The 13,968-nt window shown below is 61.1% G+C and carries 15 protein-coding genes; 6 read left to right on the top strand and 9 right to left on the bottom strand.

What is annotated here, in order from left to right:
- Positions 1–144: 144 nt before the first annotated feature.
- Both HU765_RS18730 and HU765_RS18725 read left to right on the top strand, forming a co-directional pair.
- Complete coding sequence (locus HU765_RS18730; RefSeq protein WP_186551719.1) at positions 145–1,479, top strand: dicarboxylate/amino acid:cation symporter; 1,335 nt, start codon at positions 145–147, stop codon at positions 1,477–1,479.
- Between the two features lie 265 nt (positions 1,480–1,744).
- Positions 1,745–2,926, top strand: coding sequence for a CaiB/BaiF CoA-transferase family protein (locus HU765_RS18725; protein WP_186622215.1), 1,182 nt, complete (start codon positions 1,745–1,747; stop codon positions 2,924–2,926).
- Positions 2,927–3,034: 108 nt separating this feature from the next.
- Here HU765_RS18725 and HU765_RS18720 read toward each other — a convergent pair whose 3' ends face one another.
- Together HU765_RS18720 and HU765_RS18715 are read right to left on the bottom strand one after the other, a co-directional pair.
- Positions 3,035–3,529, bottom strand: coding sequence for a SprT family zinc-dependent metalloprotease (locus HU765_RS18720; RefSeq protein WP_186551721.1), 495 nt, complete (start codon positions 3,527–3,529; stop codon positions 3,035–3,037).
- Positions 3,530–3,677: 148 nt separating this feature from the next.
- Positions 3,678–4,280, bottom strand: a complete 603-nt coding sequence (locus tag HU765_RS18715; protein WP_186551722.1) for a Yip1 family protein — start codon at positions 4,278–4,280, stop codon at positions 3,678–3,680.
- A 427-nt stretch (positions 4,281–4,707) separates the two neighbouring features.
- Here HU765_RS18715 and ttcA point away from each other — a divergent pair, with 427 nt between their 5' ends.
- Both ttcA and HU765_RS18705 read left to right on the top strand, forming a co-directional pair.
- Positions 4,708–5,532 carry a tRNA 2-thiocytidine(32) synthetase TtcA gene (gene ttcA, locus HU765_RS18710; protein ID WP_186622214.1) on the top strand — a complete coding sequence of 275 codons (825 nt, stop codon included), beginning with the start codon at positions 4,708–4,710 and terminating at the stop codon, positions 5,530–5,532.
- 181 nt (positions 5,533–5,713) lie between these two features.
- Positions 5,714–6,388 carry a DNA-3-methyladenine glycosylase I gene (locus HU765_RS18705; protein ID WP_186622213.1) on the top strand — a complete coding sequence of 225 codons (675 nt, stop codon included), beginning with the start codon at positions 5,714–5,716 and terminating at the stop codon, positions 6,386–6,388.
- Between the two features lie 90 nt (positions 6,389–6,478).
- Here the strand turns inward: HU765_RS18705 and HU765_RS18700 are convergent, their stop codons facing one another.
- The 3 genes from HU765_RS18700 to arsC are packed head-to-tail and all read right to left on the bottom strand — an operon-like array spanning position 6,479 to position 7,852.
- The gene (locus HU765_RS18700) at positions 6,479–6,904 is read right to left on the bottom strand and encodes a DUF2069 domain-containing protein (protein WP_186622212.1); all 426 of its coding nucleotides are present in this window, start codon (positions 6,902–6,904) and stop codon (positions 6,479–6,481) included.
- Position 6,905: 1 nt separating this feature from the next.
- Positions 6,906–7,502 carry an NAD(P)H:quinone oxidoreductase gene (wrbA, locus tag HU765_RS18695; protein WP_186551726.1) on the bottom strand — a complete coding sequence of 199 codons (597 nt, stop codon included), beginning with the start codon at positions 7,500–7,502 and terminating at the stop codon, positions 6,906–6,908.
- Positions 7,499–7,852 carry an arsenate reductase (glutaredoxin) gene (gene arsC, locus HU765_RS18690; protein ID WP_186551727.1) on the bottom strand — a complete coding sequence of 118 codons (354 nt, stop codon included), beginning with the start codon at positions 7,850–7,852 and terminating at the stop codon, positions 7,499–7,501. The genes wrbA and arsC overlap by 4 nt, the downstream gene beginning before the upstream one ends.
- A gap of 113 nt (positions 7,853–7,965) precedes the next feature.
- On the opposite strand from arsC, the gene HU765_RS18685 reads away from it, so the two are divergent.
- On the top strand, positions 7,966–8,433 hold the full coding sequence (locus tag HU765_RS18685) for a TlpA disulfide reductase family protein (RefSeq protein WP_186622211.1): 468 nt from the start codon (positions 7,966–7,968) through the stop codon (positions 8,431–8,433).
- A gap of 154 nt (positions 8,434–8,587) precedes the next feature.
- On the opposite strand, the gene HU765_RS18680 is transcribed toward HU765_RS18685, so the two are convergent.
- Both HU765_RS18680 and HU765_RS18675 read right to left on the bottom strand, forming a co-directional pair.
- Positions 8,588–8,992, bottom strand: a complete 405-nt coding sequence (locus HU765_RS18680) for an META domain-containing protein (RefSeq protein ID WP_186622231.1) — start codon at positions 8,990–8,992, stop codon at positions 8,588–8,590.
- The gene (locus HU765_RS18675) at positions 8,992–9,426 is read right to left on the bottom strand and encodes a hypothetical protein (RefSeq protein WP_186622210.1); all 435 of its coding nucleotides are present in this window, start codon (positions 9,424–9,426) and stop codon (positions 8,992–8,994) included. The genes HU765_RS18680 and HU765_RS18675 overlap by 1 nt, the downstream gene beginning before the upstream one ends.
- Positions 9,427–9,559: 133 nt before the next feature.
- On the opposite strand from HU765_RS18675, the gene HU765_RS18670 reads away from it, so the two are divergent.
- Complete coding sequence (locus tag HU765_RS18670) at positions 9,560–10,018, top strand: hypothetical protein (RefSeq protein WP_186622208.1); 459 nt, start codon at positions 9,560–9,562, stop codon at positions 10,016–10,018.
- A 6-nt stretch (positions 10,019–10,024) separates the two neighbouring features.
- On the opposite strand, the gene HU765_RS18665 is transcribed toward HU765_RS18670, so the two are convergent.
- The gene (locus tag HU765_RS18665) at positions 10,025–11,014 is read right to left on the bottom strand and encodes a 2-hydroxyacid dehydrogenase (RefSeq protein ID WP_186622206.1); all 990 of its coding nucleotides are present in this window, start codon (positions 11,012–11,014) and stop codon (positions 10,025–10,027) included.
- Positions 11,015–11,095: 81 nt separating this feature from the next.
- On the bottom strand, positions 11,096–13,849 hold the full coding sequence (locus HU765_RS18660; RefSeq protein WP_186622204.1) for a response regulator: 2,754 nt from the start codon (positions 13,847–13,849) through the stop codon (positions 11,096–11,098).
- Positions 13,850–13,968: the final 119 nt, after the last annotated feature.

Below are 13,968 nucleotides of genomic sequence, written 5' to 3'. Positions count from 1 at the left end.
CGATAGAAGCGACAGAAGCGTGCATTTCTCCTTCGCGGAAAACGCCGCTCCAACAACAAATCCCTCCAGTGCAGGAGGGTTCGCAATTAAGGTTCGGCGCTCGACAGATGGATGTCGCCCGCTGGACGCTTGAGGAAACCTGCAATGACGACTCGTCAGCCACTGTACAAATCCCTGTATTTCCAGGTGATCGTTGCCATCGCCATCGGCATCCTGCTTGGTCACTTTTATCCGCAGACCGGTGTGGCCCTCAAGCCACTGGGTGACGGTTTCATCAAACTGATCAAAATGGTCATCGCGCCGATCATCTTCTGTACCGTTGTCAGCGGCATCGCCGGCATGCAGAACATGAAATCCGTGGGCAAGACCGGCGGCTACGCGCTGCTGTACTTCGAAATCGTTTCGACCATCGCCCTGCTGATCGGCCTGATCGTGGTCAATGTCGTGCAACCGGGCGCCGGCATGCACATCGACGTCACCACCCTCGATGCCTCGAAAATCGCCACCTACGTGACGGCCAGTAAAGACCAGAGCATCGTCGGTTTCCTCCTCAACGTAATCCCGAACACCATCGTCGGCGCGTTTGCCACCGGTGACATCCTGCAAGTGCTGATGTTCTCGGTGATCTTCGGCTACGCCCTGCATCGCCTCGGCTCGTACGGTCGTCCGCTGCTGGACATGATCGATCGCTTCGCCCACGTGATGTTCAACATCATCAACATGATCATGAAGCTGGCGCCACTGGGTGCGTTCGGTGCCATGGCGTTCACCATCGGTGCCTACGGTGTCGGCTCGCTGGTGCAGTTGGGCCAGTTGATGATCTGCTTCTACATCACCTGCATCCTGTTCGTCGTGCTGGTGCTGGGCGCGATCTGCCGTGCTCACGGTTTCAGCGTGTTTAAACTGGTGCGTTACATCCGTGAAGAGCTGTTGATCGTACTGGGTACGTCCTCGTCGGAATCGGCGCTGCCACGCATGCTGATCAAGATGGAGCGTCTGGGCGCGAAGAAATCGGTTGTCGGTCTGGTGATCCCGACCGGTTACTCGTTCAACCTCGACGGTACTTCGATCTACCTGACCATGGCGGCCGTGTTCATCGCCCAAGCGACTGACACCCACATGGACATCACCCACCAGATCACCCTGTTGCTGGTGCTGCTGTTGTCCTCCAAAGGCGCGGCGGGCGTAACCGGTTCGGGCTTCATCGTTCTGGCCGCTACCCTGTCGGCGGTCGGCCACCTGCCGGTTGCCGGTCTGGCGCTGATCCTCGGTATCGACCGCTTCATGTCCGAAGCCCGCGCGCTGACCAACCTGGTCGGTAACGCCGTAGCGACCATCGTTGTGGCCAAGTGGGTCAAGGAACTGGACACCGACGTGCTGCAAGCCGAGCTGGCTTCCGGTGGCCGTGGTATCTCCGAAGAGCGTGAAGAAGACGACCTGGGTGTGGCTGAAGGCCCAACCCCGAGCAATGTGAAATAAGCTGTATCTGGTAATACCTTGTGGTGAGGGAGCTTGCTCCCGCTGGACTGCGGAGCAGGCCCCTTCTTGAAAGCGGGCCGCTGCGCGCCCCAGCGGGAGCAAGCTCCCTCGCCACATGAATAAAAAAACCCGCTTCGGCGGGTTTTTTCTTGCCTGCGATTAAACACAGGGTTTGAGCACAACGGTCACACTCGCTGACATTTGCGGTGATTGCCGCATCGACGATGCCTGCCTAGGCTGAATGGATCGCCCAAGGAGTTCGCCCATGTCCGCACCGCTGGCCTCACTGAAAATTCTCGATTTCTCGACCCTGCTGCCGGGGCCGTTCGCCTCGTTGCTGCTGGCGGACATGGGCGCCGAGGTGCTGCGCATCGAATCACCGACGCGCATGGACCTGTTGCGCGTACTGCCACCCCACGATGGCGGGACATCGGCCAGCCATGCGTATCTGAACCGCAACAAGCGCAGTCTGGCGCTGGATCTCAAACAGCCCGAAGCGCTCGAGATCATCCAGCAATTGCTGGGTGAGTACGACATCGTTCTGGAGCAGTTTCGGCCCGGGGTGATGGAGCGACTGGGCCTGGGCTATGAAGCCTTGAAAGCGATCAATCCGCAGCTGATCTACGTGTCGATCAGCGGCTACGGCCAGACCGGGCCGTATCGTGATCGCGCCGGGCATGACATCAATTATCTGGCGCTGGCGGGACTTGCCAGTTACACCGGCCGCGCCGACAGCGGGCCGGTGCCTTTGGGCATGCAAGTGGCGGATGTGGCGGGAGGCTCGCTGCATGGGGTGATCGGCTTGCTGGCGGCGGTGATCGCCCGTCAGCAGAGCGGGCAGGGCACGCACCTGGATGTGAGCATGACCGACTGCGCATTCAGCCTCAATGCCATGGCCGGCGCGGGTTACCTGGCCTGCGGCGCGGAACCGGGCCGCGAAGACCAGATGCTTAATGGCGGCAGCTTTTATGATTATTACCGTACGCGAGATGGGCGCTGGATGTCGGTGGGCAGTCTCGAGCCGGCGTTCATGCAGCAATTGTGCGCAGCGCTTGGCCGGCCGGAGCTGGCGGCGCAGGGATTGTCGCAAAGGGCTGAGCAGCAACAGGCGCTGAAGCATGCATTGCAGGTCGAGTTTGAGCGGCATGACTTTGCCGAACTGTGTGAGTTGTTTGCCGGGGTTGATGCCTGTGTCGAACCGGTGCTGAGTCTGGGCGAGGCGGTACGCCATCCGCAGTTGCAGGCGCGGGGGCTGGTGACGCAAGTGCCGCGCGGGGATGGTACGACACAGGCGCAGATGGCTTGTCCGTTGAAGTTTTCTCAAGCGCTGCCGGCGCCGCGGCATGTCGGCGCGGGGTTGGGGCAGCATACGGATGAGGTGTTGGGGGAGTTGGGGTTGAGTGCTGAGCGGATTGCTGAGCTGCGTTCCACCAAAGTGATTCTTTAATGCATTGCTGGCCCTATCGCGAGCAGGCTCACTCCTACATTTGGAATGCGCTCCACCTGTAGGAGTGAGCCTGCTCGCGATGGGGCCAGTCGATGCACCACAAAACTGTCATTCCACCCGCATCTCACCACTGAACACCAACGTCGTGCGGCACCGCCGGCAGAAATACCGCCGCCCTTGTCTGACCAGGCTATGGCGCTGTGCCGAAAACGCAAAGTCGCTGTCCGGGCATGGGCATTTATAAATGTAGCGGGTGACTCTGCGCCGCTGGATTTCATAGGTGTGGCAGCGGTCCGGCGGCAGTTCGTAAACCCCGCGCATGATCAGTTGCCATTCCTCGCCGTGGGGCTGGATGCGGTCGCCAAACAATTGATGGGCGATCAGGTGCGCGACTTCGTGGGCCACTGTCTGCTTGAGGAAGTGTTCGGTATTTTCGCGGTACAGCTGCGGATTGAAGCGCAGCAGGTTCTCGTGCAGATGCGCGACACCGGCTTTCTGCCCGCGCAGCTTGAGGCTGACCACGGGGCGTTTGAAGGAACGTTTGAAAAAGGATTCAGCGAGTTGGTAACAGTCTTCGACGCGGGTATTGAGTTGCTCGGGCATGCTTGATGGATCTCCAGAGACGTCGAGTATGCCGCAACCCCGCCGACTTGCGAATCGCTGACCTGCCGAATGGTCATCGCCCCAAGAAGAAGGCCGCCTTGCGGCGGCCTGTGTGGGCAGATGTTGTTTTTTTCAGGCGTGAATCAAGCTAGTTGGTATACACCGGGCCAACGCCCAGGCCCCAGACGATCACGGTGAACGCCATGATCGCCACCAGGACCACCAGGCCCACCGCCAGCACCGAACTGGAGAACAGAAAACCTTCGTCCGGCGGGATGTTCATGAATGTCGGCAATCCCACATACAGCAGATACACCGTGTAGCAGATGGCCGCCGTGCCGACGATCATGCCCAGCCACATGTGCGGATACAGCGCCGCCAGACCGCCGACGAACAGTGGCGTGGCGGTGTAGGTGGCAAAGGCCACGCAACGGGCCAGGCTCGGATTGGCGTCATAGGTGCGCGCCATCCAGTGCACAAAAGCGCCCATGACCGCGACCCCGCCAAGCATCGCCAGGTACGACATGATCGTCATCCACAGCGCGCTTTCCAGAGTGAGCATCACCGGCGCGCGGTTGCCGATCACCCAGCCGACCTGGGTGGTGCCGATAAACGCCGAGACCGCAGGAATCGCCGCGAGAATCAGCGTATGGGTCAAGTACATGTGGCTGATGCTTTCTTCTTGGTCGCCACGGATCTCCTTCCATTCCTGATCGGGGTGGGTAAACAGTCCCACTACGTGATGGATCATGCCATTCACTCCTCTTGTTATTGCCATCGCCCCCCAGCGGAGCGCCTACGGGCCAAGGTGGCCGAGCAAATACAGGTCTTCAGATATGTGCGACCTTATGTCGCAGTATAGAAAGGTCTTAATCGCACCGGTATGGCCAACTTAGAGCAAATTGCGCTGTAAACATGAGGCTTAATCGCCTTGGGGTCTTGCGGGGAAGGCATTTTTTTGAGGTTGAAATACTTTTGTGGCGAGGGGATTTATCCCCGTTCGGCTGCGCAGCAGTCGCCAAGCCATTCACCGCGCAATGTCAGGCAATACGAGTTCTCAGGTTTTGGGGCTGCTTCGCGACCCAGCGGGGATAAATCCCCTCGCCACAGATGCTTCGCGCTACTGGGGTTTTTGCGTAAAATGCCGGCCCTTCGTCACACCTCACGGATTTCGCGTCATGGGCACTCTTACGGTCAATCAGAACAAACTGCAAAAGCGCCTGCGCCGCCTGGCGGGCGAAGCGGTCGCCGATTTCAACATGATCGAAGACGGCGACAAGGTCATGGTCTGCCTGTCCGGGGGCAAGGACAGCTACACCATGCTCGACGTGCTGCTGCACCTGCAGAAAGTGGCGCCGATCAAGTTCGAGATCGTCGCGGTGAACATGGACCAGAAACAGCCGGGCTTCCCCGAGCACGTGCTGCCGGCCTACCTGAAAGAGCTGGGCGTCGAATACCACATCGTCGAAAAAGACACCTACTCGGTGGTCAAGGAACTGATTCCGGAGGGCAAGACCACTTGCTCGCTGTGCTCGCGCCTGCGCCGCGGCACGCTGTACACCTTTGCCGATGAAATCGGCGCGACGAAAATGGCCCTCGGTCATCACCGCGACGACATCGTCGAGACGTTTTTCCTCAACATGTTTTTCAACGGCACGCTCAAGGCGATGCCGCCGAAACTGCGCGCCGACGACGGCCGCAACGTGGTGATCCGTCCGCTGGCGTACTGCAACGAAAAGGACATCCAGGCCTACTCGGACCTCAAGCAATTCCCGATCATCCCGTGCAACCTCTGCGGCTCGCAGGAAAATCTGCAGCGCCAGGTGGTCAAGGAAATGCTGCAAGATTGGGATCGCAAAACTCCGGGCCGCACCGAATCGATTTTCCGCAGCCTGCAGAACGTGGTGCCGTCGCAACTGGCCGACCGCAATCTGTTCGATTTCACCAGCCTGAAGATCGACGAGACGGCGGCTTCGCGTTTCGTCAATGTCGTCAACCTGTAAACCCGATTTGTAGGAGTGAGCCCCTGTGGCGAGGGGATTCAGCGAAACGTCGCACCGCCCCGCTGGGCTGCGCAGCAGACCCCGAGATTTGGGGGCCGCTTCGCGCCCCAGCGGGGATGAATCCCCTCGCCACAGGGGCAGCTTCTGCATGTGTTATTCATTCCAAACCTCAGGAGAGGGCATGCGCGATTACAAGTGGCTGCACGAATACTGTCTGAACCGTTTCGGTTCGGCGGCTGAACTGGAAGCCCATCTGCCCGTTCCCAAGACGCCTGCACAACTGCGCAAGATCAGCGACGACCGCTACCTCTCGACCATGGCGCTGCGGGTCTTTCGCGCCGGGCTCAAGCACAGTCTGGTCGACGCCAAGTGGCCGGCGTTCGAAGAAGTGTTCTTCAAATTCGATCTGGAAAAAGTCGTACTCATGAGCGCCGAACACCTTGAGCGCCTGATGCAGGATGCGCGGATCATTCGCCACTTGGGCAAGCTCAAGAGCGTGCCGCGCAATGCGCAGTTCATCCTCGATGTGGAAAAGGACAAAGGCAGTTTCGGCGCACTGATCGCCGACTGGCCGGTGACCGATATCGTCGGTCTGTGGACCTACCTGAAAAAGCACGGCCATCAATTGGGCGGGCTGTCGGCACCGCGGTTTTTGCGCATGGTCGGCAAGGACACCTTCGTGCCGAGCTACGACGTGGTCGCGGCACTCAATGCGCAGAAGATCGTCGACAAGGTGCCGACCAGTCAGCGTGACCTGGCAATTGTGCAGGAAGCGTTCAATCAGTGGCACGAACAGAGCGGTGGGCGGCCGATGAGCCAGATTTCGATGATGCTGGCTTACACCGTCAACCATTGAGACCGCGTCGTCCCCTTCGCGAGCAGGCTCGCTCCCACATTTTGGAATGCGTTTTTCTGTGGGAGCGAGCCTGCTCGCGAAGGCGTCAGATCAGGCGACGCTGACGTCACCTTCACCAGCCAATTTGCGATTCAACTGGTACCGCCAGCGCACATACAACAGCGCCGAGCAGAACACCGCCAGACTCGCCGCCATTTCCAGCAGGCCGAACAGCTGCCGGTGCGGGTCATACGCCGCCAGTGCGCCTTTGATGAAATACAGGTTCACCACAAAACACATCCACGAATGCCCGCGGGCGCTGCCCATGATCATCCCCGGGGCGAGGACCAGCCACGGGATCAGTTCGACCAGCAGAATCACCCACGGCCGGGCGCCATGCAGGTCGGCGAACAGCAGGTAATAGGCCGCCAGCAACCCGGCGAGGGCGAAAAAGCTCAGCAGGCTGAGCACGCGCATGGCCTTCACCCGTGGTTCAAGCCACGCCACTGAGGGCAAAATCTTTGCCTTCTTCGCCATCTCAGCCCACCAGCTTCTGCGCGGTTTTCGCCAGACGCAGACCCAGTGCGCGGCACAGCGCCACTTCGTGCTGATCCAGCCCGTTCTTGCCATCGGAACCGGCGTGATGGCTGGCCCCGTATGGCGTACCGCCGCCTTCGGTTTCCAGCAAAGCCGATTCGCTGTAGGGCAGGCCGGTGATCAGCATGCCGTGGTGCAACAGCGGCAGCATCATCGACAGCAGGGTGGTTTCCTGACCGCCGTGCAGGCTGGCGGTGGAAGTAAACACGCCGGCCGGTTTGCCAACGAGGGCGCCGGTCAGCCACAGGTTGCTGGTGCCATCAAGGAAGTACTTGAGCGGCGCGGCCATGTTGCCAAAACGCGTCGGACTGCCCATGGCGAGGCCAGCGCAATTCTTCAGGTCATCGAGCGTGGCGTAGAGCGCACCTTCATCGGGAATGTCCGCCGCCACGGCTTCGCATTCGGTTGAAATCGCCGGCACGGTACGCAAACGCGCTTCCAGGCCAGCCTGCTCGACACCACGGGCAATCTGCCGGGCCATCTCGTTGGTCGCACCGCTGCGGCTGTAATACAGAACCAGAATGTACGGCGTGCTCATGGCAACAACTCCAATACGTTTTCCGGTGGGCGACCGATGATGGCTTTGTCGCCGGCTTCGAGAATCGGCCGCTCCATCAGTTTCGGGTGCGCGGCGATGGCGTCGATCAATTGCTGCTCGCTGAGGCTGGCGTCCGCCAGGTTCAAGGTTTTGTATTCCTCTTCGCCGCTGCGCAGCAACTGCCGCGCGCTGATCCCGAGCTTGCCGAGCAGGGCCTTGATCTGCACGGCGCTGAGCGGTGTTTCCAGGTAACGCACGATAGTCGGCGTCAGGCCGCGGGCTTCGAGCAGTTCCAGCGCGCCGCGGGATTTCGAGCAGCGCGGATTGTGATAAAGCGTCAGATCGGTCATGGCGGGTCGCTTCTGGCGTAAAGTGGCGGCTATTCTAACTGTGCGGCGCGCAATCCAGAACCGTCAGAGGCGATGGGTCGCAGGCGCTTTCTCATTTTCACAAGGAACACGGCATGACACGGCGATTGGCAGCGGCATTGACGATTCTCGGGGCGTTGATGCTGGGGGGCTGCGGCAATGATTACGGGATCGACCAGAACGGCCAGAAGGTCGCGTCCGAGCGTCTGGACAAACAATGGGTGGTGCTCAATTACTGGGCGGAGTGGTGTGGTCCGTGCCGCACGGAAATTCCTGAACTCAACCATTTGGCTGAGGAACTCAAGAGCAAGAGCGTGGGTGTGTTCGGGGTCAATTTCGACAACGTGCAGGGTGAGGAATTGAAAAGCGCCAGCGAGAAACTGGGCATCAAGTTCACCGTGCTGGCGCAGGATCCGGCGGAGTTGTTTGACTTGCCGCGCAGTGAAGCGTTACCGGTGACGTACATCATCGACAACAAGGGCAAGGTGCGTGAACAGTTGCTGGGTGAGCAGACGGCGGCGGGGGTGATGGCGAAGCTGAAGGCTTTACAGTCCAGCCAATAAGCCGGACGAGTTCTGTGGCGAGGGGATTTATCCCCGTTGGGCTGCGTAGCAGCCCTGAGTTTGCAGTTTGCCTGGAACTGCGCAGGGGGCCGCTTCGCGACCCAACGGGGATGAATCCCCTCGCCACAGGTAACCCCGTGGGCATAAAAGGGGTTTAACCCTCTTCCAGCCACCAGCGCAGCGGCTTGCCTTCTGCCGGCCAGAAACGCATCTGTTCGATCGGCGAGATGTCCCAGCGCTCGACTTTTTCCAGCGCCTGCAGGAAGCGTTGCTCCTGCTCCATCAACGCCGGCGCGCAGAGTTTGCGGGTCTTGCCGATCTTGCCGAAGGTCAGTTTGTCGCCCTCCAGCGTATACGGCGCGAACCAGTGGTTGCAGCCGCCGTTGCCGTAGGCGCGACCATCGTCGCCAAGGGTCACGGTCAGATGGCTGTAGTCCATCAGCGGCCGTTCGCCGATCCATTCCAGAATGTAGCTGCGGTTCTGCTGCAGTTGTACAGGCTCGGCGGCGCAACCGGCGAGACCAGCACCGACCAGAGCGGCCAGGGCCAAGCGTTTCATCATGCAGGCCCCTGGCATTTCGGGCACAGGTGCTTGTCATCGACGGCTTTCCAGCCCAGCTCGGCGATGCGCGCCGTGGCTGCCGGTTTTTCTGCGGATTTGCCCAGCTTGGCGTCCACCGCGAATTCGAAGCTCAGTTCCTTGGCGCAGCTGTCGCAATTGACCTGCCAGGTGTGAATCGCCAGTTCGCCGAAGAGCGGGCCGGTGGTCATCGCGGTCCATTGGCCCGGCGGGTTGATCAGGTGGCGGACGGTGTCGACGGTCAGGCGCATGGACAAATCCTTGCTGCCTTTGAGCGTGACCAGCAGGACATCACCGATGCGGATCGAGCCACCGTTGCCGGTGACCTGATAGCGGCCCGGAACCAGGGCGCGGCATTCGGTGAGGGTGTGTTGCGGGTTCATCAGGGTGTAGCGAAAATCGTGTTCGACCATGGGTCCTCCAAATATGCGCGACATGCTAGCACGGGCTCGATGACAGAATGAGGGGCACGTGCGACCTTCGATCCGGTTCAAATGAGCCGACAGTCATGGCAAACTGCCGGCCCCGAATCTGAAGGAACGGAACATGGCGCTGATCGAATGTTATGAATGCAAGCGGAGCATCAGTTCCGAAGCTCTGGTGTGTATTCATTGCGGAGCGCCGATGGCCGAACACGCCGCCATGCAAGCGCAGTCCGTTGCGGCATCCCCCCAGGCGTCGACGATTTCGTTCGGCAGCCTGCCACGCAACAATGCCGTGCCCGAGGCTTTTGTCGCGCCGCTGGCCGAACCTCTGCCCAAAGTCATGCCGGCAGCGGCCGGGCGCCGCCGCCGTCAGCAGGCCGCAGAGCAGGCGCGTCAGGCGCAGCAACCGGTCAACGCTGACGGCAGCCGTCCGGTGGAAGGCTGGCTGAAAATCATGGTGTTCCTGTTGCCGGCGTTTTTCGTCTGGTTCCTGTTGCGCAAGGGCCATTCGAGCAAGCAACGCCTGCTCGGTTTCGGTTGGCTGGGCTTGTTGATTCTGGCGTCTTCGTTGCCTAAGTAAAACGTTTCAACCGTCGACCTGGTTCTGCGGCTCACCCGCCGCCCAGGCTGCGATGTTGTGCAGCGTGGTCGCCGCAATCGCGCCCAGCGCTTCGCGGGTCAGGAATGCCTGGTGCGCGGTGATGATCACGTTAGGAAAAGTCAGCAAGCGCGCCAGTACATCGTCCTGCAACGGCAGATCGGAACGGTCCTCGAAAAACAGCTGCGCCTCCTCTTCATACACATCCAGTCCCAGATAACCGAGCTGGCCGTCCTTCAAGGCGTCGATCAGCGCCGGTGTGTCCACCAGACCGCCGCGTCCGGTGTTGATCAACATGGCGCCCGGCTGCATGTGCGCCAGCGAGTCGCGGTTGATCAGGTGTCTGCTTTGCTCGTTGAGCGGGCAGTGCAGGCTGATGATCCGCGATTGCGCAAGCAACTCCGGCAGGCTCAGGTACCGCGCACCCAAGGCCAGGACATCAGGGTTGGGATACGGATCGTGGGCCAGCAGTTCGCAACCGAAACCGTGCATGATCTTCGCGAAAGTCGCACCGATCTGTCCGGTGCCGACGATGCCGACGGTTTTGCCGACCAGATCGAATCCGGTCAGACCGTGCAGGCTGAAATCGCCTTCGCGGGTGCGGTTGTAGGCGCGGTGCAGGCGCCGGTTAAGGGCAAGAATCAGCGCCACGGCATGTTCGGCCACGGCATGGGGCGAGTAGGCCGGGACGCGCACCACCGACAATCCCAGACGTTTCGCGGCCAGCAGGTCGACATGGTTGTACCCGGCCGAGCGCAACGCGATCAGCCGCGTGCCTCCGGCTGCCAGACGTTCCAGAACCGCAGCGCTGAGGTCATCATTGATAAAGGCGCAGACCACCTCGTGCTGTTCGGCCAGTGCGGCGGTGTCGAGGCTGAGCCGCGCGGCCTGGAAATGCAGGTCGATGGCGGCCGGGCAGTCGGCGGCGAGAAAGCTGTCGCGGTCGTAGGTCTGGCTGCTGAAAACGAGGGTGCGCATGGAATCCTCCTGGAACATCGGCGCGGACGGAAAGGTCCGCTCCCACTGTAGTGCAATCGGCGCAGCCGGCATTGCTGTGGATCAGGCGCCGATTCTGGCCTGCGCCGCGAGGCGGTTGATCGAACGCTCCAGCTCGTCGAGGGCGGCGGCGGATTTCGGATCGTCCTGCTTGAGCAGTGTTTCGCTGCGCTGGCAGGCGGCACGCAATTGCGGCACACCGCAGTAGCGGGTGGCGCCATGCAGGCGATGCACGCGTTCGAGCAGGGCGTTGTGATCGTGACTGTCACGCGCCGCCCGGATGGCTTCGCGGTCGGCTTCCAGTGACGCCAGCAGCATCGCCAGCATGTCCGCTGCCAGATCCGCCTTGCCGGCCGCCAGACGCAGGCCTTCTTCGTGATCGAGGACGGGCAGCTCATGGTTGCCCACCGCACTGTCGCCGGGCCGCTCCGGCGCTTGATTACGCAAGGCCAGCCCGGTCCACTTCAGCACCACCTGCGCCAGTTGCCGCTCGCTGATGGGCTTGGTCAGGTAATCGTCCATGCCGCTTTGCAGCAACGCGCGTTTTTCGTTGGCCATGGCGTGGGCGGTAAGGGCGACAATCGGCAGTGGCGTGCAATGCCGTTCACTTTCCCACTGGCGAATGGTTTCGGTGCTCTGCCGGCCGTCCATGCCCGGCATTTGCACATCCATCAGCACCAGATCGAAGGACTCGGTCTGCACCGCCTTGACCGCCGCGTAGCCGCTTTCCACGGCGAGTACCCGCGCGCCCATGTCTTCAAGCAGGGTTTGCACCAGCAGCAGGTTGGCCGGATTGTCGTCGACACACAGCACCCGCGGCGCCCGGCTCGACAACGGCTCGCTCGGTTCATTGCGCGGCTGGCGCGGATTGACCAGATCGGACAGGGCACGCCGCAGCTTGCGGGTGCAGGCCGGTTTGGCCTGCAACTGGCTGTGCGGGTTGGGCACCGACAGGTGAAACAGCGTCTGCTCGGTGGTCGGGCACAGCACCAGCACTTTGCAGCCGAGGTGTTCGAGGTCCCAGATATGCTGATTCAAGCGCTCCGGCAGCATGTCGTTGCTGGTGATGCCAATGACCGCCAGGTCAATCGCCTGATCGGTCTGGTGCGCGCCGGTGACACCGTTGCTCAGACTCTCCAGGGTATTGAACGGCGTGACGTCGAGGCCGCAGTCTTCCAGTTGATGCTGCAACGCCTGACGCGCCAGTTCGTGATTTTCCAGCACCGCGACGCGCCGTCCCAGCAGCGGCGCGGCAGGCAAGTCTTCGGCATCGTCGCGGGTCTTGGGCAGGCTCAGGCTGATCCAGAACTCCGAGCCTTCGCCCGGGGTGCTGTCGACGCCGATCTCGCCGCCCATTTGCTCGATCAGGCGCTTGGAAATCACCAGCCCCAGACCAGTGCCGCCGGGTTGGCGCGACAGCGAATTGTCGGCCTGGCTGAAGGCTTGAAACAACGCGCGCACGTCCTGACTCGACAAGCCGATGCCAGTGTCCTGAATGCTGATGCGCAATTGCACGCTGTCTTCGCGTTCGTCTTCAAGCATCGCCCGGGCGACGATGGTGCCTTCGCGGGTGAACTTGATCGCGTTGCTCACAAGGTTAGTGAGGATCTGCTTGAGCCGCAGCGGATCGCCGACCAGCGACAGCGGCGTGTCGCGGTACACCAGACTGACCAGCTCCAATTGTTTGGCATGCGCGGCCGGGGCGAGGATGGTCAGGGTGTCCTGCAACAGATCGCGCAGATTGAACGGAATGTGGTCGAGCACCAGTTTGCCGGCCTCGATTTTCGAGAAGTCGAGAATCTCGTTGATGATGCCCAGCAGGCTGTCGGCGGATTTTTCGATAGTGCCCAGGTAATCGAGCTGACGCGGGGTCAGTTCGCTTTTCTGCAACAAGTGAGTGAAACCGAGGATACCGTTGAGCGGCGTGCGGATCTCGTGACTCATGTTGGCGAGGAATTCGGATTTGATCCGGCTGGCTTCCAGGGCTTCTTTGCGGGCCAGGTCCAGTTCGATGTTCTGGATCTCGATGGTCTCCAGATTCTGCCGCACGTCTTCGGTGGCCTGATCGACGCTGTGCTGCAATTCTTCGCGGGCGTTCTGCAGGGTACCGGCCATGCGATTGATCCCCGAGGCCAGCTCATCCAGTTCGTGGCTGCCCAGCGGTGGCAAACGGGTCTCCAGGTGACCATCCTTCAGTTGCGCGACGGCCTGTTTGATCTGGCTCAGCGGATGGTTGATGGTTCGGCCCATGCGCAATGCCAGCAGGGCGGCACCGGCCAGCCCGGCAGCGATGAGTAGCAGACTGGCGAACAGGCTGCGATAACCGCGCAGCAACATGCCGTTGTGTGACAGTTCCAGCTCGACCCAACCGAGCAGGCGGTCGGATTCGGCGGGAATGACTTCTCCGGCCAGGTTGCGGTGCTTGCCGAAGACCGGCATCAGGTAGCGGGTGGCATCGTTGCCGCTGCGCCGTTGCAGTTGCGCACTGTCGCCGTTCGGCGCCTGGTTGAGCATGGTCGGGCCAGCATGGGCCAGGGGCGAGCGGTCCGGAGCGAGGAAGGTCACTGCGCGCACGTCGGGTTGTTCAAGCGATTGAGTGGCGATGCGTTCGAGCAGATTGGCATCGCCGTGCCCCATCGCCGGTGCTACCAACGGCGCCAGTTGCTCGGCAATCATTTCGCCGCGCTGCATCAATTGGCTCTGCAGGTCGGTCTGCTGCGTCCAGGTGAAATAGCCACCCAGCACCAGCGCCATCAGGCTGGTCGGCAATAAGGTCAGCAACAGTACGCGACCTTTGATTCCCAGTTTCTTGAGCACGCCTATCTCCCGCATCCCGCTGATCTGTTGACACATGCGTGCATCCGGCACGCGACATGGTCGCAGTGTAGCGATTTGCAGGCGGGCAATCTTGCGGAAAATGCAGGGTCACGTTCGCG

The organism is Pseudomonas sp. SWRI81, assembly GCF_014268545.1.
Classification (GTDB): Bacteria; Pseudomonadota; Gammaproteobacteria; order Pseudomonadales; family Pseudomonadaceae; genus Aquipseudomonas; species Aquipseudomonas hamedanensis.
Note: the sequence above shows the minus strand (reverse complement) of the source record. Positions and strands in the feature narration are given on the sequence as shown.